The organism is Pseudomonas sp. PDM03 (genome assembly GCF_014852385.1).
Lineage (GTDB): Bacteria > Pseudomonadota > Gammaproteobacteria > Pseudomonadales > Pseudomonadaceae > Aquipseudomonas > Aquipseudomonas migulae.
This window is the reverse complement of sequence record NZ_JACVBM010000001.1, coordinates 64497-88308: the sequence shown is the minus strand read 5'-3', so window position 1 is coordinate 88308 and position 23812 is coordinate 64497. Positions and strand designations below refer to the sequence as shown.

The window sequence follows — 23812 nt, the reverse complement described above, 5'->3', positions numbered from 1 at the left end:
CAAACAGTTTCTCTTACCTGTTTCTGACCTTGGAGCGCCCATGAAAAATTCGAGTGTGCAAAACCTGGATTTGCTCGACCGCGTTCGATTGCCGACAGCAGAAAAAGATCGCAAACCATCTTCAAATCCACTTGTTGCGGCGCCGCCTGGTATCACTTCATATGAAATATGCCGGGGGCTGCGTAATCATGAGTTCGCCTCTTATTACCAACCGAAGTTATCACTGAAAGATGGCACCATTACTGGCGCCGAAGTACTCGCGCGCTGGAATCACCCGCAGCGCGGAGTATTGAGCCCGTCGCAGTTTTTACCGGCGATGCAGCACCACGACCTGATCGACGAGCTGTTTTTTGAAATGCTCGAGCAGGGCGTATTGCTGCGCAGGACCTTGTCGGCGTTCGGCTTTCCCATGGAACTCGCCTTTAACCTGCAACCTTCGCAACTGGGCTGCAAGTCATTTTCCAACACGATCCGTCATTGGCTTGAACAGTATCAATGCCCCGCCAGCCGAATCACGTTTGAAGTCACCGAAACCGGCTCGATGCACTTGTCGCCGGCTTGCCTGAAGAACCTGTTGCAGCTGCGAATCCTCGGTTGCAACCTGTCAATGAACGACTTTGGCACCGCGTTTTCCTCCCTCGAACACTTGTGCGACCTACCCTTCAATGAGCTGAAGCTGGAAGGTTCTTTCGTGCAACGCCTGCACTCTCATCCCTCCTGCCGGATCGTGGTGGAAAACACCATTCAACTGGCAAACACCCTCGGCCTGTCACTGGTTATCGAAGGCGTGGAAACCGTAGCGCAAATGAAAGAACTGGAAGCTCTGGGCTGCCCGATGGTTCAAGGCTTTGCGATTGCCCGACCGATGCCGGACCAGCAGTTCATCAACTATTGCCTGCAATACATCGCCCAGCCCCGAAACACCTCGCTCTGCGCGTGATGCTCATTACGCCTGGCCCGGCATTTCGCAGCTCCACCACCACGGGCACCTGCCTGCCAAGAAGACATTCAATGTTCAGCACCAAATCCGTTTTATCTTTTCTTCTCGTGTGCCTGAGCTCGCTGATTGCGAGCAGTCGAACCCTCGCCGACCCGGCCGGAGGCTATCTCCATCTGACCAGTCAATTGGCCAGCGAGCCGCAAAAGTTGCAACTGGCCGCCGAGGATTGGGCCTGGCTTCGTGATCGGCGCAGCCTGACGCTGGGTGTACCGGGGACGTCTGCCCTGCCCCTCGACGTCATCTATAGCAATGGCGATTACGAAGGTATCAGCGCCGATGTCGTCACGCTGCTGAAGCAACAACTGGGTATCGAAATCAAGGTCCTGGGGTTCGCTACGCGCCAGGAAGCACTGACGGCGTTGCAGGCCGGGGAAATTGACCTGATCAGCCGCTCCAGTGTCTACGAACATCATCACCCGGAAACCGCCCTGAGCATCCCGTACGCGGTGAACGCTCCTTCGTTGTATCGACGCCCCGGGGATAACCGCCCAGTCCCGGACGATCTGCGCGGCATGACCATCGCCGTGGCGAAAAACTACATCCCATCGGAGCTGTTCCGCAGCCGCTATCCCGAGGCTCGGATCATCACCTTCAACAATAATGTCCAGGCGATGGCCGCGGTGGCGTTTCAGGGACTCGACGGATACATCGGTGATTCACTTTCCGCCCATTACATGATCAATCACAGTTTTTTCAATTACCTGAAGTTTTCGCAATTCATCAAGCTCGACGCCGGCGGATACGGCTTTTTGCTCAGGGGCGATGAGGTTCGCTTCTTGAACATACTCAACTCCACCCTGTCATCCTTCGGCACGTTGAAAATGGGCTATCTGGTCAAACGCTGGACCGGTGGCGGTACGGTGATGCCGGAGGACCGGGTGGCGCTGTCAGACCAGGAAAAACGCTGGCTTGCCAAACATCCTGTTGCACGCTTAATGATCAACGATGACATGGCGCCCTCGGCCTACTTCGATGCCAGCGGTCGTTTTAATGGCGTGGTCTCGGATCTCTTCGAAACCATCACCCAGCGCACTGGCCTGCGCTTCGAGATATTGCGCACAACGAGTTTCCAAGGGGTTCAGGACGCATTGCGTGAAAACGAAGCGGATCTTGCGCTCCTGACACCCAGCGTCGAACGCCAGGAAACACTGCGATTCAGCCATCCATTCGCTACCAGTTCGTTCAGCCTGGTGACCTCAGTCGATCATAGGGACATTTACGGTCTGGACTCCATGGCCGGTAAACGCCTGGCGATTGCCAAGGGACATATACTGATCAATAGCCTGCGTCGCGAATTCCCCGATGTGATTCTGCTAGAGCCAGCCAACAATCTGGAAGCCATGAGCATGGTGGTCAGCGGCGAGGCCGATGCCGCGGTGATGGCCCTGTCCATGGCCCGCTATTACACCGCTCGCCTGTACGAACAAAAACTGCGTATCTCGGCGATCCTCGATGGCGAAGACGCAACGGCGAGCTTTGCCATGCGCCGCGGCGACACCGAACTGCAATCAATCATGGACAAGGCGATCCTGAGTATTCCACCGGATGAGCTGAACGCGCTGACGGTGCGCTGGCGCTCCAACGCTGCGATGAGTGGGCAGAACTGGCGCGACTATTCGCGGGTGATTCTGGAAATCGTCGGTTGCGCGCTGTTTGTGCTGACGATCTCGATGCTGAGAATTTTCCAGTTGCGCCGGCAGATTCGACGTCGTGTGGCAGCCGAAAAAGCGCTCAACGATCAGTTGGAGTTTCTGCAAACCCTGAACGACTCCATGCCGATTCCCATCTATGTCCGCGACCTGGAAGGTCGCTTGTTGTCGTGCAGTCGCAGTTATGAAGAGGTCATGAATCTGCGTCAGGCCGACGTGTTGGGCAAGACTGCACTGGAAATGCCAATCGAGCATTTTGAAATGGCCCTGGCGCTGCACAACAGCTACCTGCTCGCAATGGAAACCGGCACTCCGCTGGAGCAGCAGTACGAAATTTCAATTGCCGGCAACAGCCGAAGTATCGAGCATTGGATACAGCCGTTCCGTGATTCTTCGGGAAGCATCAAAGGTGTGATCTGCGGATGGCAGGACGTGTCCGAGCACCTCCGACTGATCCAGGATCTGCAACAGGCAAAAGAGCACGCGGACGAAGCCAGCCTGGCAAAGACCCAGTTTCTGGCGACCATGAGCCATGAAATCAGAACGCCGATGAGCGCAGTGATTGGCACACTGGAGCTTGCACTCAAGCGTGCCGATCAAGGCGTGCTGGATCGTGACAATATTGACGTGGCTTATGACTCGGCTAAAAACCTGCTCGAACTGTTGGGCAACACGCTGGACATCGTGAGGATCGAATCCGGTCGCCTGAGCTTTTCGCCAAGGCGTTGCAGCCTCAAGGAATTGGTCGAACCCGTGGCGCGGGTCTTCGAGGGTCTGGCACGGCAGAAAAACCTCAAACTGCTGCTGGAAATCGACGCCGGCACTACTCGGGACGTGTTGGTGGACCCTCTGCGCTTCAAGCAGATCCTGTCGAACCTGGTGAGCAACGCGATCAAGTTTACTGACGAAGGCAGCGTGGCCATCCGTATCACCACCCATATCGATGCCTCGCGTATGTTGCATGTGCAATTGCAAGTCACCGACACCGGGACGGGTGTCTCCGATGAGAACCTGCAGTTGTTGTTCCGCCCTTTCGCACAGGTTGCGCAATCGACACTCAACGCCCAAGGCGGAAGCGGGCTGGGTCTGGTCGTCTCGCGCTCACTGTGCGAAATGATGGGCGGACGCCTGGAAATGCACAGTGCGCTGGGGCACGGCAGTACGGTCAATGTCACACTCAAACTGAAAACGCTTGAACCGCTTCCTTTGATGGACGACGTGCTTGTAACCAAGCCCCGGCAGACGCCGAGAAAAATCGCCCATGTGCTGATCGTCGATGACAACACCCTCAACCGGCAGATGCTGCGTGCGCAACTGGAGTTCCTCGGCTGCACGGCGGTAGAGGCGGAAAATGGCCTCGAAGCGCTGCAATTCTGGCGACAGCATTCGTTCGATCTGTTGATCACTGATTACCACATGCCGGTCATGAACGGCGTCGAGTTGACCCTGGCGATTCGCAAGGAAGAACACGAGCGGCAGCGCCCTCGCCTCACCATCCTCGGCCTTACCGCTGACGCACAGCAAGAGGAAATCGATCGTTGCATCAGCGCCGGCATGCGTGACTGCCTGATCAAACCCGCCAGCCTCGGCGTACTGGAAGAGCGATTGAACGCCTTGATTCCAGCGGTGGCGACGGCGCCCTCAAACGAGGTGTTTGTGCCTGCCTGCGACGCCCTCGCCGACATGCCCGAGGGTTACGCCGAAGCGATCGACACGTTGAGCAAAATCAGCATGGGCAACCCCGTCGTCATCGAGCAACTGCTCGGGGAACTGCTGAAAAGCAACCGCCGGGATCTTGAGGAACTGCGCCAACTTAACGAACACATGGACATCAATGCACTGATGCAACTGTCCCATCGCATTCGCGGAAGCGCAGCGATCATGCGCAACACCCGCCTGATCGAGTTATGCAAAGCCATGGACCTGGCCTGTGTCGAAAGCAGCTTCGAGGAGCTGACCGGCAAAACGGCCGAAGTGGACAAAGAACTGTTGCTGATAGAAAAGGCCTTCACCAAATCCCAGTGACAAAAAAAAGGGCTGGAGAGATGCTCTCCAGCCCTTTTCTTTTTTGCTCTCGAGCCCGGGTTCAAACCAGATCGTTACGCTTGGCCAGTTCGACCAGGGCAATCAGGTTTTCCGCACTCAACTTGCGCTGCAGTCGCACTTTATAGGTGCTGACAGTTTTGTGGCTGATCAGCAACTCTTCAGCAATTTCCTGATTACCCATGCCTCGAGCCAGCAACTTGAGCACGGTGATCTCGCGATCCGACAGCTGGGAAATCTTCTGGCTTTCCTGGCTGGCAGCCTGGGAGTTGTCCCGCAACATCTGAATGGTATCGGCGGGGAAGTAACTGTATCCCGACAGCACCGCTTTTACGGCCCCCACCAGTTCATCCAGACTGTCGTCCTTGCAGACGAAGCCCGATGCGCCGGCCTGCAATGAGCGCACGGCAAAGTTACTGGTGTCGCCGGAAGTCAGAATCAACACCTTGGTGGAAATACCAATCGCCTTGAGATGCGCGATCACCGACAAACCATCCATCTTCGGAATGCTCAAATCCAGCACGATCAAATCCGGGAGCAACTTGCGGATCGCTTCCAGTGCGTCCACACCGTTATCGACTTCCGCCATGATGGTGTGCCCTTCACCTTCAAGCATCACCCTCACCGCCATACGCATCAGCGGGTGATCATCGACGATGACTATATTGCCCATGGTGTTTACTGCTCCTGAAGTGAAGACGATCGAGTGGCACGCATTGAATGGCGGCCAACATAGCACAGGCCCGAGAGCGCAATGCTTGCGCGCCCGGGCCTGTAGTGTTCAGTGAAATGAGAGTGTAACGATGTCATCAGCGCTCGCTAAGTGGTTACGAACGTGCAAACCACATCAAACTTCTCGTACATCATGTCTTTTTTCGCTGGCGGCACGTCGTAGTTCGCCCGGCAACTGCCCTGGCTCCAACGAATATCCAGTACACCTTTATCTTTCGCACCGAATACCAGCAGGCGCGACAGGTTGTCGACCACTCCGCTGACGTTGCCTTTTTCGTCAAAGGCCTGGGCGCCAAACGGAATTTTCTCGCCGTTGTCCAGGCTCAACGTCAGCTGCATGCGACGTCCCGTTTCTGCTTCGAACCGGCCTTTGACGATGGCACCGCGAGTCGGTACGACCATGCGCGAAGTGTCGGTAACTTCCATGTCGCTACCCAAGGTGCTGGTATCGAGGTTGATCCAGTTAAAGCGATACGGTTGCGCGTACGGCACCACTGCGTAGCCCTTGCCGTCCGTGCGTGCGGCTCCGGCTGAAGCGACACCGACATCGGCCACACCCGGGACCTCCACCAGAGCGAAGGTCTCGCCGACAGGCTGACCAAACGTCACGCCGCCACCGTGTACGACCATAGAGCCGGACGCACCAGTGTTCATATGGGTGCTGCCCGGACCCTGGCCGTAGTTGCCGTTGATCTTGGCTTTCGGGGTATCCCAACTCAGGCCGAGATCGCCGTTGGTACCGCCGTTTTTGCTGTGACCCGCCTGGGCCGAATACATCAGACTGCTATCTTCGGTCAGGCTGCCGGCAATGCCGGACTGGATCGACGAATCGCCCTGGGACGAAGACGTTACGCTGGTGTAAGCCCTTTGCGAACGCTTGCTGCCACCGAATGGCAGGCTGATCGAAGCAGTGACCTGAGTATCGGCGCCTTGCGTCATGGCTTGGTCATCGGTACGCGAAATGGCGAAGCTGTAACTGGCATCCGAGTAGCTGCCGCTGTAGCCGAACTGCCAGCGGCGAGTGCTGCCTTGACGATTCCAGTAGCTGGTTTCTCCGAGGCTCAGGAACAATGATCCGCGGTCGGCAAACGACTGGTTGATGTTCATGTCGAATCGGCTTTTCTGCCGTCCGTAATTCGAGCCACCGAGGTAGCCTTGTTCATCGACGTGCTGGCTGAATGTCCGATAACCTTCGGTGGAGTAGCGATAACCGACCATTGTGAAAGTGGTGTCGGTGGAGCTGAGGGTCTTGGAATACAGGAAACGCGCACTTTTCCCGGTATTCTTGCGTCCCGCCGCATCTTCGGAGGTGCTGCTGGTGACGTCAAACGACAAGCCGCCCACCGAAGTATTCAAGCCCAGACCGAGGTTGAGCGCTCGGTACTGCTGTGAAGTCAGCACGCCGCCGTAACCGGTAACGTTATCGCTGACACCGTACACCAGGGTGCCCTGGCCGAATTTCGGCGCAACGGGGCCCTGGCCCTGGTATTGACCACCGGCAAAACTGTACCGGGCACTGCCACGGCGAGTCATCACCGGCAGATACGAATAGGCTTGGGAATACTGGCGTTCGCGGCCATCGGCTTCGATGATCTTGACCTTGAGATCGCCGTTCGAACCGCTGGGATAGATGTCGCTGATCTCGAACGCACCGGGCGACACCGTCGTCGAATAGATGACGTAGTCGTTCTGGCTGATTTCGACAGTCGCGTTGGTCTCGGCGATACCACGCACCACCGGGGCAAAACCGATCTCGTTGTCCGGCAACATGCCCAACTCGGAACTGATTTGCGCACCGCGAAAGCGAACGCTGTCGAAGATATCTCCTTGCGTGTACAACTCCCCCGCCGCCATTTTAGCTTTGAGGCCGATGAGATCGCGCTCCACGTAACTGCGGTTGCTGCTGAATTGGTTCCGATTGCCGGTAGAGCCGGTAATCGACGACTCATTGCGCAGACGCCAAGCCCCGATGTTCAAGCCGTTGCGCAAACCGATATAGCGGTAGTCGTTGCGATTGCCCTGATTGATATTGCGGCTGAAGTTGGTCTGATAATTGGTGTAGAACGCAGTAATCCCCTGATCCCAAAGCGACGGATCAACGTAGCCCCGAGACTGACGCTGAATATAAGCCTGGGGAATGCTGATCTGCAGTGCCAATGCGTTTACATCAAATTCGACTGCCGCACCGGGCGCCAGCGTCGCGACATCAATGACGGACTGATCATCACTGTCCTGGGCAATAACATTTTCCCGACGCAAGCGGTTGACGTTGACGCCGAGGTTTTGCAGCACGCCTAGTTGAATGATCGGGCGCACCTCTCCAGTGTCGCCAGACACTGCAAACTCGATGTTCTCGCGGACAATCAGAATCTGGTTGAGATAAATATCTACCGCGTAGCGACCCGGCGGCAGTGAGTTACCCTGCTCAAAGTATTTTAGTTCAGCCTTGGCCCCGCCCTTACTCAGGAAGTCAACATTGAATTCGACCGGAAACGCCGCAACAGGAACGGTCATCCCCAGGAGAAAGACGCAAGAACCGCTTACGTAATTAACCAGACTTGGATTCGCTTTCTTCCTGAAAACATACACAGGCTCTTTCCTCTTGCAACTTCTTAGTCAACTTGTGGTTCCCCTCCACTACAGAAAGTCAACCCACGGACATACACTCAGCTATTACTCGAAAACACTCACCGTGTGTTTAACCGGCGCCCCGTAATCGTTGATGTTGTAATACTCGACTACAGACCGTTTATCGATGCTGCCTACAGGCGCGCCCTTGACCGGAAACTTTCCGGTAGAGAGTGGTGAGACCATTTCCGTGTCTACCGGGTATGTTTTGCCATCGCTTTTGTATTGAGTCGTGCCGAAGGACACGTGATAAAGCGAATCGTTAGTGACGCGAAGATAGCGCTTGCCACTTTCATCCTGGACACGCCATTTGAGACCGCTGGCGGCTTCCGCCGGAGTGCCCGTCATAGCGTCGGGGCGATAGAACACCTTAATCCGTTGGCGCATCGCCAACTGCAAGGTATTGTCACCTTGGGCCTTTTGCGGAATCTCCTGAACACTGAGCCAGAACACCGATTCCTTGTCGCCTGGCAACCCTTGCCCGTAATAGAAAACCCTCAGAGTCTGCTGTTTTCCACTGGAGAGACGGCTCAGGGCCGGGGTTAGCGCAAACGGCACATCCTGGCCTTTTAAGGCGACGTCCGGCTCGATCCAGGACTGAATCATGATGTCCTGATTACCGTCGTTTTTAACCAGAATGGATGTTTCCTTACTCTTTTGAGGATAAATAATGCGCGTGCCGCCTAATGTAATACCGGCGGTGGCGGCGCTGCTGCAAAGCAAAGCGATGCCAGCCAGCACATATCTGGATTTAACTATCATCGTTTGGCCCTTGAAGAGATGAAACAGAGAGGCACTTAATGCCTCTCTGTCTTAAAGAATTACTGATAAGTCAGCGTGTAAGGCAAAGTACCGTTGGCAGCGCCAGGAACGATGGTTGCTTCGCCGTTGGCTACATAAGCAGCGCGCATGTTCAGATGCGCCGTATACTGCGCCGCTTTACCTTCACCCGTTACGATCAACGCCGAGTCAAAGCTGTCGTTAGCCGCCAAGTTCAACATTGTGTTGTTAGCAGCGAAGATACCGATGCCAACACCCGAAGCGCCGCCCGGGGCGATTTTCAGCAGCGCGTTATTTTTGTCATCAACACCGCTGCCGGAGTACGGGTCAAACTTGACCTTTACTGTAGTCAACCCAGTAGCTGTATTGCCGCAATCAAGATTAATGTTGATCGGCGTACCAGAAACGATCGGCGTGCTACCGGTGTTTTGCAGCGAATCAATACTGACCTTACCCAACCCAACGGCAATAACAGCATTGCCTTTATTACCGGAAATGCCCGTACCCGCACCCGCGGTTGCACTGCAGGAAGCCGCGGTGATTTCGCCGGTAAATTCAATTTTACCGTCAGCGGCAATCGCTGAAGTTGTAACGAGTCCGACTGCGGTGGCAGCCAGAATACTTCTCAGGGAAACAAACATTGCGTATTCCTTTTACTGCGGAAAGTGAGCGCTTCTAGAACTCTTTAAAAGAGTGGGGCAATTTTTACCGAGTGCAGCTAAAGCAACAATTGCAGGATTCGTCCTACCCCAATAGATAAATCTTTCCGGCGTGTAGGATTAATCCTACTTGCTAGGGAGATTTGAAAAAAAAACGCCTGAACCTTACGGATCAAGCGGCGTTGCGTGAACAACCTTAAAACGTTTGCCATCGTCTACGGCGCAACAACTTGCGAGCACTCCACAGCCCGAGAACAAGCAACGTCAGCACACCGGGCACCAGACCGATATTGATGGCTTTGAGCAGCGTCCCCAGCTTCTCCACCTCCAGATTCGATTGCCTGGCCACCGCGCGCATCTCACTTGCAAGGGTGGTTTTCTCCTGAATGAAGCGATCGATTTCCTTTTGTTGTTCGGGGCTCAGACTCGTACCGTCGTGATGTTCAGATTGCAAAAACGCCAGCTGTCGTTCGGTTTCATCGAGCTTGCCCTGCAACGAGTCGCTCATATCCCGAAAGCGCTGCCGAGTTTGTCGCAGGAGAACGTCCACAGTGGTAAACGTGCGGCTGTAGTGACCGCGAGAGCGCAAATTGATCAAGGCATCGGTGCCGGTCAGGCTGTCTAGCGCGTTGAGCACAAACACGCCGTTGTCAGCCCAGGCTGCGGGGTCTCCGATGCGACCCCGAGCGTCAACCCACAGGTTGTCGCTGAGCAGATCGGTGTCGGCCACCACAATCACATTAATGTTTTCAGTCGAGGTGATTGCTCCAGGCTTGCCTTGTACCTCCGTCAGAAACGCTGACTGCGCCGGACCTTGCAGTCGGGCCGCGAGGGTAAAGCGCTCGCCGGAAGGTTTCATTTCCCGCGCCAGTTCGCCCGAGTCTTTCATCTGGTCAAAGCGCGCAGTGCTGAACGGCATCGAGTACTCGGAGCCGCGCAACAAAGGGCTGAATGTAGTGCGCGAGCCCTCCAGCGGTTCAAGAATCCCCGCCGTGGTCAGGTTGATGCTTTGCAGTCCAGCGGTGGCAACGTCCTGTTGATTCATTGCCGATGCAGGCAGTGCGAGTGCAGTCGGTTGCCACACCGGATCGGCGCTGTCCTTGAGGTTGACGAACTGCCCATAGTGACCGTCGCCCAGCACCTTGCCAGGCACCTGGCGCACACCCCATGCCCCCAACAATGGCGCCAGGTCAGATGATTTGTCTTTGCTGGGAATGCCGAAATATTGCTCGCCGCGATCCTGCTCGCTGTACGGATCTACAAACAGCAGCAACCGACCGCCCCGCAGCACGAACTGATCAATGGCCAACTGGGTGTTGCGGCTGACTCGCTTGGGGTGTACCAACATCAGCACGTTGAGCCCCTCGGGAATCTGCTCGATCTCGTCGGTCAATACCTGCACATCGAATGCCTTGCGAATCTCCTCGAGCACGAACCAGGGCGGTAGCGTGCGTCGACTCTGCTCATCGAAACCACCCGCCAAAGGCAGGGATGACAGCAAACCGATGGGCGCCCTCTCCGGCTTGTCCAGAGACTGTAAAAGACGACTGATCTCGTACTCCAGGAACGCCTGTTCATCCAGAGAGAACAACGGAATGCGTTGCGTATGCTGTTGCTGATCGACCGCCGCCAACCCGAAGAACACCTGCCCTTCGACCGGCCCCAAAGGAATGGCATCCAACCCGAATTCACGCGCTCGATCTTCCTCGACAGAGAACGCCTGCGGATCGATTACGTGCAATTTGAGTTTGCCGTGGCCCTGCCGCTCATACTCCCTGAGCAGCGCTTCGACGCGCCGGGCATAGCTGCGCAGAACAGGCAGGTCTTTGGCAGCCCTGCTGGAGAAAAACAGGTAGAGATCCGTCTGACCGGGGAGTTGCTCGATAATCTGCCGGCTACCTTGGCTCAAGGTAAACAGTTGCTGCTCAGTCAGATCCAGCCGAGGCTCGTCCAGTAAAGTACCGACACCGGGACTGCCGGCCAGAATCGTCAAGGCTGCTCCGCTCAGGCACAGCGTGACGTAACGCAAGCGTCTCAAGTCCATGGCTTACGAAGCCTTCTTCAGATCGACAACCAACGCCGTCGCCGCCAGCCAAGCGACGATCTGACCGAAGAAATAAAACAGGTCCCGAGGCGCTATGACGCCTTGGCTGATCGAGCCGAACCGTGCGAGAAAACTCATGGACGCGCTCACATCAAGCCACGCCATCGGCGCCCATTGTTTGAGCAGGTCCAGTACCGGAGCCGAACCGCTGGCAATAAACAGCAAGCCAACCATGGCCGCCATCAAGTAAGCGACCACCTGATTCTTGCTGAGTGCAGACATACAGCCGCTGATCGCCAGGTAAACGCCGGCCAGCAACCAACTTCCCAGATAACCGCACAAAATGGCGCCATTGTCGGCTTCGCCGAGGTAATTGACGGTGAGCACGATGGGAAAAGTCAGCAGCAACATCAGTGCGGCAATCAACCAGGCCGCGAGGTATTTGCCGACCACCACTTCGAAACGGGTCAACGGCAACGTCATCAGCATTTCAATGGTGCCGGACTTGCGCTCTTCAGCCCATTGGCGCATCGCCAAGGCTGGCATCAGCAGTAGATATATCCATGGGTGCCAGGCAAAAAACGGCGCCAGATCCGCCTGGTTTCGTTCAAAAAAACCGCCGGGATAAAACGTGCATACGCCACACAGCACCAGGAACGTCATCAGCAGCAGGTAAGCAGTTGGCGTGGCGAAGTAGCTGCAGAATTCGCGCTGAACGATTGGCGACAACATCCTCATGCAGCGCGCTCCCGGGTCAGGGTCCGGAACACTTCCTCAAGCCCGCCCCGCTCCTCTTCCAGACGCCGCACTTGCCAGCCTTTGCTGACGATCAAGGTGTTGATCGCCGGAAGAATGACTGCACCGTCCCGGGCCAGCACTTTTACGCTGTGCGCCTCGAGACCTGCCTCGATACCGGCAACGCCGGGCAGTACCGCCAACGCCAGCAGATCCAGCGGATGGCGGCCGAACACTGTCACGGCCTGGTGATAACGGGATCGGCTTTGCAGTTGTTTCAGTGTCTCGTCCGCCAACAAATGACCGTTGTCGATGATCAGGGCACGACTGCACAGAGAGGTGACCTCTTCCAGAATGTGCGTCGAAATCACCACAATCTTGTCCTTGGCCAGCTCCGAGATGAGCTCGCGCACATGGTGCTTCTGATTCGGATCAAGGCCATCGGTAGGCTCATCCAGGATCAGCACTTTAGGGTCGTGCAACATTGCTTGCGCCAGACCCAGGCGTCGCTTGAACCCCTTGGACATGGAATCAATGGTGTCGGCGCGCACGTAACCAAGCTCGAACCGGTCGAGCATCTGCACTACCCGCAACTTCCTTTCAGCGCCGCGATAACCGCGCACCCTGGCAATAAACCCGAGAAAACCCTGCACACTCATATCGCCATAACACGCGTTACCTTCCGGCAAATAGCCCAACAAACGCTGTGCCTGACGAGTGTGTCGGCTGATATCGAAACCGCAGACGGTAACTGTCCCAGAGGTAGGTTTGATCAGGCCGGTGAGCATGCGCAGGGTCGTGGATTTGCCTGCACCGTTGGTGCCGAGAACCCCTAGCACTTCTCCCGTGACAACCCGGAACGAAATATTGTTTACGGCGACATTTCCTGAGAAACGTTTTGTCAGTGTCGAAATATCAATCATGGCTTCCAGCTCGCTAAGCGATTTTTCCGCTTCACATTTGCAGATACGTTTGTTGAAGCGAGGAAACATAAACCGCTGATTGATCCGATTGAACGGGGGCAAGTGAATACCAGATCGCTCTGTGGGCTGTGAGGATTTATCCCAGGTCTTATGCGCTTATTCCTACAAAACACGGCACCGACACTCGCTATTCTTTTAATCGGCTGATAGTCCAGATTTTTTCCCAGCCTCGGAGCCGCGAAGCCAAATGAACTTTAGAACAATCACCGTATTGAACACCGAAGGGGAACCGCTGAACGCTGCAGTGCTGTGCATGTTTACGGCGGTTGTGATTGACAGGCGGTTTGTGATTTACAGCCTGAATGAAAATCTTGGTGGTGGCCTGATACGGATCTATGTGGCATCTCTGTGTGACGACGGGGATTCGTTACTGATGACCTGCATCTCTCCGAACGACTTCAAGATTGCTGCGCAAACCCTCAAAAACATCATAAGCGACGCCTTGGCGCCGGCACCCGACATGACCGATGGGAGCTATCGGATACTTGACCTGCTGGAGACTCGGATCATTCCCGGGGATGTACACACCCACCGTACGTTGAAAGTCAACGAAACATGGGTGGAAAAGCTGTTGAATTTTCGACCCTCGCCAGGCCCCCTTGTACAAACAACCGTGCAAACTTCGACGCGGGATATACATATCGAACTGGAGTGCACCGACTACTACTCGAAACTAAACCCCTTGAGCCAATATGAAGACAACAATCGTCAGCCCCCCATGAACATGCTCCCCGGCCCCTCCGTTGCATCCCTGATATCCGAAATGACCAATATAGCGCCATCTACTGCCCTGATCGCATCCGAGGAAACCGAGCCAATGACCCAAAATACCGTCTCACGCATTCAAAAAAACTTGCAGACAATCATGGTTAATCTGAGCAACCACAAAGAAGCTCTGCTGATCAAACACGAGGAACTTTACAGTACTCGACTGGCACAAGAGCGTCGTGACCACGATTTGAGCATCCGCGAAGCCATGCTGGATCAACGGGAGGAAGAGTTGAGTAAAAGCACTGCGTCATTAACCATTGCCGAGGCGCAGCTAGGTGAGCTGATCCACTTGATCAATGACGCCTCTCCCGTTGCGGCCCTGTTCCCAAAAGAGTCCGACTGAACCTTAGATCACCTTGCGCGTTAAAAACCTCAGAGCCTACAAAGGCTTCCCATAGTTTAGGAGTGTGTCCGCCACCCTACATGTAAGACAAATCCTACAGAGGGCAACGATTTTTCGGCGCAGCACTAAGATTAATCTACTTTATTCAACCTCGACTTCATGCGATTTTAATCAGCTACTATTTTGCAGACACATTCGATGAATTCAAAATCAAATTTAGTTCGCTTCGCCATTGTGGCCTTTTCATTCCTACTGCTAGGTGGATACTCTCCCCTGTCCCTCGCTGAGTGCAGTTCAGAGCCAACTTTCATCACTCCTACCGCAGGGGCATTACAAGGTTCAATAAATGCAGCCCACAAAGGAGGAATGTTATCAAGCGAGTGGCACGAAGGAGTGCTGCAAATATCCTGTACACGGATGGCAAGTATCAACGCTACTTGGGCAACCCTATATTTGGGAGTCAACCAAAGCGGACTTACAACAACATTTGAGGGTAAAACATACGGACTAACAAATACGAGCAGCCCAGACGTGCAGATGATTGTGGCCATTTCTCGTTATGGGTCGAATGCTTTTGAACCTATAAATACCAACTCAAGGTTTGACTTTTCGTTTCCAGGACCAGATGCCAAGGGCAACTTAAACTACCAGCTACCGGTACGTGTTCGATATGTCTCAACCGACACTTCATTAGCACCCGGCATCCGTACGATTTCTCAGCAAGCCATGTTTAGAACTGCGTTTATAGCGTTATACGGCGCATCATGCTCAGTCTCAGTACCGAAATGCGACCAGGGAAACAGTGGCAGTAGCAGTAAGCTAGAACACTTACATGTAAAACCATTCTCATTCACCGTCAATGGAATTTCTTGCAAACTTTCAGTTCCCGCACAAGTACAGCTCGCAAAAGTTAATAATGCTTCTTTTCAGCAAATTGGCTCGACTATCGAAGCCGCAGCGTTTCAAATCGGTGCATCCTGTGAGAAATCTTACGCTGCCTACAAGATCAATTATGAAATGACTGATGTAACTAACCCTTCAAACTTGACGGAAAACCTGACGCTCCGTAATACACCCGACCAGGCGAGCGGCGTTAAGTTACAGATCTTGGACAATGGAGTTCCTTTGAAATTTGGCTCGCACTCCTTGTCAAATTCGGGCCCAGGATTGTTTGGGGAGATGTCTGCACTGGGAGGCAGCCTGACCAAAACACTCACCGCGCAATATGTTCGAACCGGGGATACTGTTACGCCCGGCAAGGTGAATGCCGGAGTAACAGTCACACTATCCTATGAGTAACGTTAGTAGCCGTTGAGCCATCTCAGATTGGTGTAAAACACGACACCGTGAGTCGAGACGGCCTATTCCATATTCAGAGCAGTATTGAACGACCCTCGCCATGCCCCTGAGAATCGTGAGCAATCGCCGTCAGGGTCAAGAGCGCACTGAATTCATGACCTGCTTCGTCCAGACAACATCCGGGCAAGGGTGTTGTCACCGACCCAGTAATGATGGAACAGGCCAGCGAGCGCATGCACGCCGATCAGCCAATAGCCGCTGGTGCCAAGCCATTCGTGCCAGTACTTGAATCGCTTGGCCAGATCCGGATCCACCGACACCGGTGCCGACAGATAGAAGTCGAAATACGGCAAGGGCTTGCCCCCCGCAGCCAGCATCAACCAGGCCATCAGTGGCGTCACAATCATCAAGCCATACAGCGCCAGGTGCATCAGGTGTGACAGGCCGGTCTGCCAGGCCGGCGGCGTGGGAGTGATCGGCGGACGCGGCGTCAGACGCCCGAGCAGGCGAATCCAGACCAGAGCGAAAATGCTTATCCCGAACAGCCCATGCAACCCCAGGAACAGAGCTCGCGCGTTGCTGCCGCGTGGCAGCAGGCCTTTGATCTCAATGCACGCATACACGCCGACGAACAGCGCCAACATCAGCCAGTGCAGGGTGATCGACAGCTTTGCATAACGATCTGTAGCTATCTCGCGGGTCATAAACACGCCTCATCAAATTTTGGGACGACTGCCGTGCGACAGCCTCTGAGCGGTTGCTTTGAACCGGCGGCACGCAGCCTGTCGGTCAAAACTTAAGACAGTCTGAAGAACAGCGCTCAACGAACCTTTTTCCACCTTCAGACTTCATTAAGAAATGCCTCGGATACTCCCCCCAAACTTATAGAGGGAGGCGTTCCGCCCATGCCCGATTTCGACTGGAACATTGCATTGCCGCTGCACTTCGGCCAGGCAGAAACGCCACAGATCGTCCTGTCCCGCGCCTTGCCCGGCGATGAACAGAGGCCGGTATTCGAGAACTTTATCCAGCAACGCTTTCGCAAGGTTCACGGTGCAGACATTCGTCATTTCATGCCGCAGTTGTTCGGCATAAGCAGCAGCGACGGCGAATTGTGCTCGGTCGCCGGGGTACGCCTGGGTCGTGACGAGCCGTTGTTTCTGGAGCGTTATCTGGACAAACCGATCCAGACGTTGATCAGCGCCGTGGTGGAGCGTCCGGTGGACCCTGCCGGCATTGTCGAGGTCGGCAATCTGGCCGCCACCGACACCGGCAATGCCCGGATGAGCATCATTGCCATCACCTATCTTCTGGCCATGGGCGGGCTGGAATGGGTGGCATTCACCGGCAACATGGGCCTGGTCAACAGCTTTCACCGACTGGGCCTGAAACCGGTGACCCTCTGCGCCGCCGACCCGCAGCGACTGGGCGACGATCGGCACAGTTGGGGCAGCTACTACGAAAGCAAACCCTGGGTTCACGTCGGCAACATCCGCGCCGGCTTCATTCATTTGCGCAACATCGGTCTGTTCAGCCGGCTGGGCTTGCCATCGTCCCTTGACGGAGCCTGCCATGTCGCCTGAATGCCAACGATTCGAGCAGGCCTTGCGCAGCCATGCCGAGCGCAAGAGCAACGTCATTGCCCTGTGGGGCGACACCCTGAAAATCGATTACGCCACGCTGTACGCTGAAGTGAAGTACCGCCAGCAGCGTCTGCGCGATGAACAGGCAAGCGTCATCGCCCTGGCTCTGGACAACGGCGTCGAGGCCATACTCTGGGACTTGGCCGCGCTGTTCGAAGGCCTTGCTTGCGTGACCTTGCCCCCCTTCTTCAGCCCCGCACAGCGTGCCCACTGCCTGGAACAGAGCCAGGCAGAACGAGTGATTGCCGAACCGCAATTCGAAGCCGAACTGCTCGTTGCCGGCTATGAGAAAAGCGCCGAGTTCTGGCGACGCCCGTTCGCCGGCCCGAGCCCGATGCCCCCCGGCACGGCCAAACTGACCTTCACCTCCGGCACCACCGGGACTCCCAAAGGCGTGTGCCTGAGCGCCGACAGCTTGTTGCGGGTAGCGCGGGAACTGGATCAGGCCAGCAAACCCACTGAACCACAGCATCACCTGGCGCTGTTGCCGCTGGCGATCCTGCTGGAAAACCTGGGCTGCTACGCCGCGCTCTACACTGGTGCCACCCTGAGCCTGCCGAGCCAGAAAACCCTGGGCATCCGGGGCGCCAGCGGCGTCGATGTACCGCGACTGCTCGGTTGCCTGGCCAGTCGTTCGCCCGAGAGCCTGATTCTGGTGCCGCAACTGCTGCTGATGCTGGTCAGCGCAACCGAACAGAACGCGTTCAATCCGCAAACACTGCGCTTTGCCGCCGTCGGTGGCGCGCGGGTCTCAAAGGACTTATTGCAACGCGCCCGGCACGTCGGCCTACCGGTCTATGAAGGTTACGGCCTGTCCGAATGCGCTTCGGTCGTCTGCCTCAATCGCCCCGCAGCGTACCGTGCAGGTAGCGTCGGCCGGCCCCTGCCCCACGTCGAAGTGAAACTGGCCGAAGACGGTGAGGTACTGATCAAGGGCTCGCTCTTGCTCGGTTACCTGGGTGAGCCGGCCTACACCGGCGAGTGGTGGCACAGCGGTGATCTCGGGGAGTTCGACGCGCAGGGTTTCCTCTTCCTCAACGGTCGCAAAAAGCATCAGTTCATCACCAGCTACGGGCGCAACGTCAACCCGGAATGGGTCGAAGCGGAACTCACCCAACGCCAACACATCGCCCAGGCTTTTGTGTATGGCGAGGCCCTGCCGCGAAATCACGCACTGCTGTGGCCCAATCGCCCGGACTGCACGGACGAACAACTGGCTGCTGCCGTCGCCGAAGCCAACGACGCGTTACCCGATTATGCCCAGGTGCATCACTGGACACGCCTGAATGAACCCTTCACTGCCGCCAATGGCCTGCTGACCGCCAATGGTCGCCCGCGCCGGGACGCCATCGTCGCGTTGTACCGCGCACAACTGACCGAATTTCCCCATTCCGAGGAGCCCGCATCATGACGTTTTTCGACACCCTGCAAGAAGCCACTCAACAAGAGCGCCACGAACTGTTCAACCTGCCGATCATCCTTGATGCGCTGCAAGGCCAGGTCAGTCTTGAAAGCTATCGGGCGTTTCTCGCTCAGGCGTACTACCACGTGCGCCATACCGTGCCGCTGATGATGGCGTGCGGCGCGCGCCTGCCCACACGCCTGGAATGGCTGCGCAAGGCGGTGTGTGAATACATCGAGGATGAATACGGCCACGAACAATGGGTGCTCGACGACATAGCCGCCTGTGGCGGTGATCGCGAAGCGGTGCGTAACGGCCAGCCCTCGCTGCCGATCGAACTGATGGTCGGTTTTCTCTATGACCTGATTGCCCGGGGCAACCCGGTGGGGCTGTTCGGCATGGTCAACGTGCTGGAAGGCACCAGCATCGCCTTGGCGACTCACGCGGCGGGCAGCATCCGTGAGCACTTGGCCTTGCCGGAAAGTGCCTTCAGTTATTTGAGCTCCCACGGTTCGCTGGACATCGAACACATGCAGACCTATCGCCGGCTCATGAATCAACTCGACGACAGCGCCGACCAGGCCGCCGTGATCCATGCCTCGAAAGTGGTGTACCGGCTTTACGCCGACATGTTTCGCGGTTTGCCGGGCCGCCAGGAAGTCCAACATGCAGCTGCATGAGGCCCGTGTGGTCCTGACCGGCGCGAGTGGCGGCATCGGCATGGAGATCGCCAGCGCACTGTGCGCCGCCGGTGCCCGGGTCCTGGCCGTGGCTCGTCACCAGGAGTCACTGCTGCCGCTGCTCGCGCGCTATCCGCAGAATCTGCACTGGGTGGCTGCCGACCTGACGTTACCTTTTGACCGGCACAAGGTACTGGCCGCCGTTGAGGCCATCGGTGGCATCAACCTGTTGATCAATGCCGCCGGCGTCAATCATTTCGCCATGCTGGAGCAGCTCGATGACAGCGACATCAACGCCATGTTGGCGGTCAACGTCAGTGCACCGATTTGCATGACCAAGCTGCTGTTGCCGCAGCTCAAGCAAGCTGACAGTGCCATGGTGGTGAATGTCGGCTCGACCTACGGTTCGATCGGCTACCCCGGTTATGCCAGTTACTGCGCCACCAAGTTTGCCCTGCGCGGTTTTTCCGAAGCCCTGCGCCGGGAATTGGCGGATACCCGGGTCAGTGTTCTGTACGTGGCACCCCGCGCCACCCGCACATCGATGAACAGCGCGGCGGCCCAAGCCCTGAACGATGCCCTCAAGGCCAATGTCGACGACCCGAAAACCGTGGCCTCGGCCGTCCTCCACGCAATCGCCGGCGACCACCGCGACCTTTACCTGGGCTGGCCGGAACGTTTTTTCGTGCGTCTCAACAGCCTGTTGCCCAACCTGGTGGATCGAGGCCTGCGCAAGCAATTGCCATTGATCCGCCGTCTGAGCCACAAACCCGAGAACGAGCAAAAACCATGAAAAAAATCTTTGCCTGCCTTTTGATAGGCGCCTTCAGCCAGATCGCCTGGGCCCTCGACAGCGCCGATCAGCAACGCCTCTCTGCCCTCCAGCAGAGTTGGGCTCACATTCAATACGAAATGCCGGAAAAACAACGCGAGCACGCCTTCGAACAACTGGCCGCGCAAGCCTCCGCCTTCAGCCAGGAACGCCCGGCCGTGGCCGAAGCGTGGATCTGGAAAGGCATTGTCACCAGCAGTTGGGCCGGCGCCCAAGGCGGGCTCGGGGCATTGGGCAAAGCCAAAGACGCCAAGGCTGACCTGGAAAAATCCCTGACTCTGGACCCCAAAGCCCTGCAAGGTTCGGCTTACACCAGCCTCGGCGCACTGTATGACCGCGTACCGGGCTGGCCCATCGGTTTTGGTGATTCAGACAAGGCCGAACAACTGCTCAAGCTTGCCTTGCAGATGAACCCCAATGGCATCGACAGCCTGTACTTTTGGGGCGATCACCTTTACCGTCAAAAGCGCTACTCTGAGGCCAAGGCAGCGTTGCAAAAGGCGCTGCTGGCCGCCCCTCGCCCCAACCGCGAAACGGCCGACGCCGGGCGCCGCAAAGAGATCGAGACGTTGCTGGTGGACGTAAACAGAAAACTCGACTGACAGGAGTTCGCGTGCGTTTATTACTGATCGAGGATGACGTCGCCCTCGGCGAAGGCATTCACCAGGCCCTCGGGCGCGAAGGCTACACCGTCGACTGGATCAAGGACGGCAGCAGCGCCCTGCATGCCTTGCTCAGTGAAACCTTCGACCTGGCCGTGCTTGATCTCGGCCTGCCGCGCATGGACGGTCTCGAAGTGCTGCGACGCCTGCGCGACAGCGGTTCCAACTTGCCGGTCCTGATACTCACTGCCCGCGATGCCACCGAAGACCGCATCGCCGGGCTGGATGCCGGCGCCGATGACTATTTGATCAAACCGTTCGACCTGGCCGAACTCAAAGCCCGGTTGCGCGCCCTGCTGCGGCGCAGCGCCGGACGCGCTCAAATGCTGATCGAACACGCCGGCATCAGCCTCAACCCCGGCACGCAGCAGGTCAGCTATCTTGGCCAGCCCGTGGGGCTGACACCCAAGGAATACCAGTTGTTGCACGAATTGCTCTCGCCACCGGGGCGCGTCATGACCCGCGATCATTTGATGCAATTGCTGTACGGCTGGAATGAAGAAGCTGAAAGCAACACCCTGGAAGTGCACATCCATCACCTGCGCAAGAAATTCTCCACCGACCTGATCCGCACCGTTCGGGGTGTGGGCTATCTGGTGGAGGAACGTCGATGACGTCGATCCGTCGCCGTACGCTGACGCTGATCATCGGTTTGATGCTCGCCGGACTGACGGTGATCAGCCTGTTTAACGTGCACGACAGCAACCACGAAATCGCCGAGGTCTACGATGCGCAACTGGCGCAAAACGCCCGCCTGCTGCAAGGCGTGATGCGCATGCCTTTGGCGAGTCAGGAACATGCGGATCTGTACCAGGCGTTCAATACGGCGCTGGGCGAGGCAGTGCCTCGCGGCGATGGTCATCCGTACGAAAGGAAAATCGCCTTTCAGGTGTGGAATCCAAAAGGTGAAGTGCTGGTGCACACCGCCAGTGCGCCCTCGTTCGGCACGCCACCGAACACACCCGGTTTCAGTGACGTGGTGGATTTGAACAATCGTCACTGGCGCGCCTTTGTCCTTGAAGACAAACAAAATGGCCTGCGCATCTGGGTCGGTGAACGCGACGATGTGCGAGCGGATCTGGTCGATCGCATCGTCCGCCACACCCTGTGGCCGAACATGCTGGGCAGCCTGATCCTCGCGGCGATGGTTTGGCTGGCCATCGGCTGGGGGCTCAAGCCATTAGCCGATATGGCCGCGACCCTGCGCGCACGCCATAGCGGCTCGCTGGAGCCGCTGCAAATGACACCGCTGCCCAGCGAACTGGAACCGATGCAGGCGGCACTCAACCGCATGCTTGCGCAAATTCAGGACGTGCTCGGACGTGAGCGGCGCTTCATTGCCGACGCCGCCCACGAAATGCGCACGCCCTTGGCCGTCTTGCGGGTGCACGCACAAAACCTGCTGGAAGCCGGCACCGAAGATGACCGACGCGAATCACTTGAACACCTGATCGCCGGCGTCGATCGAACCAGCCGCTTGGTCAACCAATTGCTGACCATGGCGCGTCTCGAACCGAAAACGGCAGCCAAAATCCCTCCCCCCATTGACCTCACAGCCACCGTTCGAGAAAGCCTCGTGCAGTTGACTCCCTGGCTTTTGAGCAAAGGACTTGAACTGGTTTTCGATGCGGATGATGACATCGGCCCGGTCAGGATCGATTCGGCCGACATCCACATTGCCTTGAACAATTTAGTGACGAATGCAGCAAACTTTTCACCGGCTAACGGCTTGATCAGCGTGCGCCTGGAAAGAAAAGAAGATCGCTATGAGTTATCCGTCGAGGACGAAGGCCCGGGAATCGAAGAGTCGGAGCGCAATCGGCTCCTTGAGCGCTTTTACAGCCGTGGCAATGGCCAAGGGGCAGGTCTTGGGCTGGCCATCGTCAAGGCAATCGCAGATCGTACGGGAGGGGAAATCAAGCTGGAAAATCGAACGCCAACGGGGACCCGTGCGACGTTAGTGATTTGCCCTCGCTAAGTTGAGTTTGAGTTAACAAGACCCGAGAAAAACGACAAAGCCCCGATCGCTCGGGGCTTTGTCATTTCTGGTGTTTGGGAACGCTTGCCTCAATCCGCCTGCACGGTGACTTGCTGCTGTTCACCCAACCCTGCGATGCCCAGGCGTATGGTCTGCCCCGGACGCAGGAAAACCGGCTGTGGCTTGATGCCCAAACCGACGCCCGGTGGCGTGCCCGTCGAAATCACATCGCCAGGTTGCAGGCTCATGCAACGACTCAGGTAAGCAATCAGTTGCGGCACGTTGAAGATCAGCGTTCGCGTATTCCCTTGCTGGTAGCGGTGTCCGTCGACATCGAGCCACAGGTCCAGCGCATGCGGATCGGGGATTTCATCGCGGGTTACCAGCCACGGGCCGAGCGGACCGAAGGTATCGAAGCCTTTGCCCTTGTCCCAGGTACCGCCACGCTCCAGTTGCCATTCGCGCTCAGAGACATCGTTGATCACGCAGTAGCCGGCGACATGCTCCATGGCGTTGGCTTCATCGATGTTGCGCCCGCCTTTGCCGATGACCACGCCGAGTTCGACTTCCCAATCGGTCTTCTTTGAACCGCGCGGGATCTCGATGTTGTCGTTCGGACCGCAGATGGCACTCGTCCATTTGTTGAAGATGATCGGCTCTTTCGGCACTTCCATGTTCGACTCGGCCGCATGGTCGGCGTAGTTCAGACCAATGCAGACGAATTTTCCGACCTGACCGACGCAGGCGCCTATCCGTGGCTTACCGGCAACGATGGGCAGGCTGGACGGATCGATGGCGGCAAGCGTTGCCAGGCTTTCCGGGCTGAGGGCCAGTCCGGCGATATCCGGTACATGCGCCGAGAGGTCGCGGATCTGATTATCGGCATCCAGCAGGCCCGGTTTTTCCGAACCTTTTTCGCCATAACGCAACAGTTTCATTTAGTTCTCCT

The 23812-nt window shown here is 56.7% G+C and carries 20 protein-coding genes; 11 read left to right on the top strand and 9 right to left on the bottom strand.

Annotation, left to right across the window (positions count from 1 at the left end; all coding sequences use genetic code 11):
- Nucleotides 1–40: 40 nt before the first annotated feature.
- Nucleotides 41–940 (top strand): EAL domain-containing protein, encoded by a 900-nt coding sequence (locus tag IB254_RS00390; RefSeq protein ID WP_192415659.1) that lies wholly within the window; start codon nt 41–43, stop codon nt 938–940.
- 71 nt (nt 941–1011) lie between these two features.
- On the top strand, nt 1012–4674 hold the full coding sequence (locus tag IB254_RS00385) for a transporter substrate-binding domain-containing protein (protein WP_192415657.1): 3663 nt from the start codon (nt 1012–1014) through the stop codon (nt 4672–4674).
- A 61-nt stretch (nt 4675–4735) separates the two neighbouring features.
- Here IB254_RS00385 and IB254_RS00380 read toward each other — a convergent pair whose 3' ends face one another.
- The 7 genes from IB254_RS00380 to IB254_RS00350 all read right to left on the bottom strand — a co-directional run bounded on the left by IB254_RS00380 (nt 4736) and on the right by IB254_RS00350 (nt 13193).
- Entirely contained in the window at nt 4736–5365 is a 630-nt protein-coding gene (locus tag IB254_RS00380; protein ID WP_192415655.1) for a response regulator transcription factor, read from the bottom strand.
- A gap of 146 nt (nt 5366–5511) precedes the next feature.
- Nucleotides 5512–8013, bottom strand: a complete 2502-nt coding sequence (locus IB254_RS00375) for a fimbria/pilus outer membrane usher protein (protein WP_318653009.1) — start codon at nt 8011–8013, stop codon at nt 5512–5514.
- A gap of 84 nt (nt 8014–8097) precedes the next feature.
- Nucleotides 8098–8814, bottom strand: a complete 717-nt coding sequence (locus IB254_RS00370) for a molecular chaperone (RefSeq protein ID WP_192415651.1) — start codon at nt 8812–8814, stop codon at nt 8098–8100.
- A gap of 59 nt (nt 8815–8873) precedes the next feature.
- Nucleotides 8874–9473: a fimbrial protein gene (locus IB254_RS00365; protein WP_192415649.1), complete on the bottom strand. Its 600-nt coding sequence runs from the start codon at nt 9471–9473 to the stop codon at nt 8874–8876.
- 214 nt (nt 9474–9687) lie between these two features.
- Nucleotides 9688–11535, bottom strand: a complete 1848-nt coding sequence (locus tag IB254_RS00360) for a GldG family protein (RefSeq protein ID WP_192415647.1) — start codon at nt 11533–11535, stop codon at nt 9688–9690.
- A gap of 3 nt (nt 11536–11538) precedes the next feature.
- Nucleotides 11539–12273, bottom strand: coding sequence for an ABC transporter permease subunit (locus IB254_RS00355; RefSeq protein ID WP_192415645.1), 735 nt, complete (start codon nt 12271–12273; stop codon nt 11539–11541).
- Nucleotides 12270–13193 carry an ABC transporter ATP-binding protein gene (locus IB254_RS00350; protein ID WP_192415643.1) on the bottom strand — a complete coding sequence of 308 codons (924 nt, stop codon included), beginning with the start codon at nt 13191–13193 and terminating at the stop codon, nt 12270–12272. Before IB254_RS00350 ends, IB254_RS00355 begins: the two co-directional genes overlap by 4 nt.
- Nucleotides 13194–13440: 247 nt before the next feature.
- Here IB254_RS00350 and IB254_RS00345 point away from each other — a divergent pair, with 247 nt between their 5' ends.
- Both IB254_RS00345 and IB254_RS00340 read left to right on the top strand, forming a co-directional pair.
- Nucleotides 13441–14367, top strand: coding sequence for a hypothetical protein (locus IB254_RS00345; RefSeq protein WP_192415641.1), 927 nt, complete (start codon nt 13441–13443; stop codon nt 14365–14367).
- A 417-nt stretch (nt 14368–14784) separates the two neighbouring features.
- On the top strand, nt 14785–15666 hold the full coding sequence (locus IB254_RS00340; RefSeq protein WP_192415639.1) for a fimbrial protein: 882 nt from the start codon (nt 14785–14787) through the stop codon (nt 15664–15666).
- Between the two features lie 152 nt (nt 15667–15818).
- On the opposite strand, the gene IB254_RS00335 is transcribed toward IB254_RS00340, so the two are convergent.
- The gene (locus IB254_RS00335; RefSeq protein ID WP_192415637.1) at nt 15819–16370 is read right to left on the bottom strand and encodes a cytochrome b; all 552 of its coding nucleotides are present in this window, start codon (nt 16368–16370) and stop codon (nt 15819–15821) included.
- Nucleotides 16371–16571: 201 nt separating this feature from the next.
- Here IB254_RS00335 and IB254_RS00330 point away from each other — a divergent pair, with 201 nt between their 5' ends.
- The 7 genes from IB254_RS00330 to IB254_RS00300 are packed head-to-tail and all read left to right on the top strand — an operon-like array spanning nt 16572 to nt 22863.
- Nucleotides 16572–17249, top strand: a complete 678-nt coding sequence (locus tag IB254_RS00330) for a thermostable hemolysin (protein WP_192415635.1) — start codon at nt 16572–16574, stop codon at nt 17247–17249.
- Nucleotides 17239–18720, top strand: coding sequence for an AMP-binding protein (locus tag IB254_RS00325; protein ID WP_192415632.1), 1482 nt, complete (start codon nt 17239–17241; stop codon nt 18718–18720). The genes IB254_RS00330 and IB254_RS00325 overlap by 11 nt, the downstream gene beginning before the upstream one ends.
- Entirely contained in the window at nt 18717–19391 is a 675-nt protein-coding gene (locus tag IB254_RS00320) for a TenA family transcriptional regulator (RefSeq protein WP_192415630.1), read from the top strand. Before IB254_RS00325 ends, IB254_RS00320 begins: the two co-directional genes overlap by 4 nt.
- A complete protein-coding gene (locus IB254_RS00315) occupies nt 19378–20184 on the top strand; it encodes an SDR family oxidoreductase (protein ID WP_008039066.1) in 807 nt (268 codons plus the stop codon). Before IB254_RS00320 ends, IB254_RS00315 begins: the two co-directional genes overlap by 14 nt.
- Complete coding sequence (locus IB254_RS00310; RefSeq protein WP_192415628.1) at nt 20181–20825, top strand: tetratricopeptide repeat protein; 645 nt, start codon at nt 20181–20183, stop codon at nt 20823–20825. Before IB254_RS00315 ends, IB254_RS00310 begins: the two co-directional genes overlap by 4 nt.
- 11 nt (nt 20826–20836) lie before the next feature.
- Nucleotides 20837–21499 carry a response regulator gene (locus tag IB254_RS00305; protein ID WP_008028051.1) on the top strand — a complete coding sequence of 221 codons (663 nt, stop codon included), beginning with the start codon at nt 20837–20839 and terminating at the stop codon, nt 21497–21499.
- On the top strand, nt 21496–22863 hold the full coding sequence (locus IB254_RS00300; protein ID WP_192415627.1) for a sensor histidine kinase: 1368 nt from the start codon (nt 21496–21498) through the stop codon (nt 22861–22863). The genes IB254_RS00305 and IB254_RS00300 overlap by 4 nt, the downstream gene beginning before the upstream one ends.
- A gap of 89 nt (nt 22864–22952) precedes the next feature.
- Here IB254_RS00300 and IB254_RS00295 read toward each other — a convergent pair whose 3' ends face one another.
- Complete coding sequence (locus tag IB254_RS00295) at nt 22953–23801, bottom strand: ureidoglycolate lyase (RefSeq protein ID WP_192415625.1); 849 nt, start codon at nt 23799–23801, stop codon at nt 22953–22955.
- Between the last annotated feature and the right edge of the window lie 11 nt (nt 23802–23812).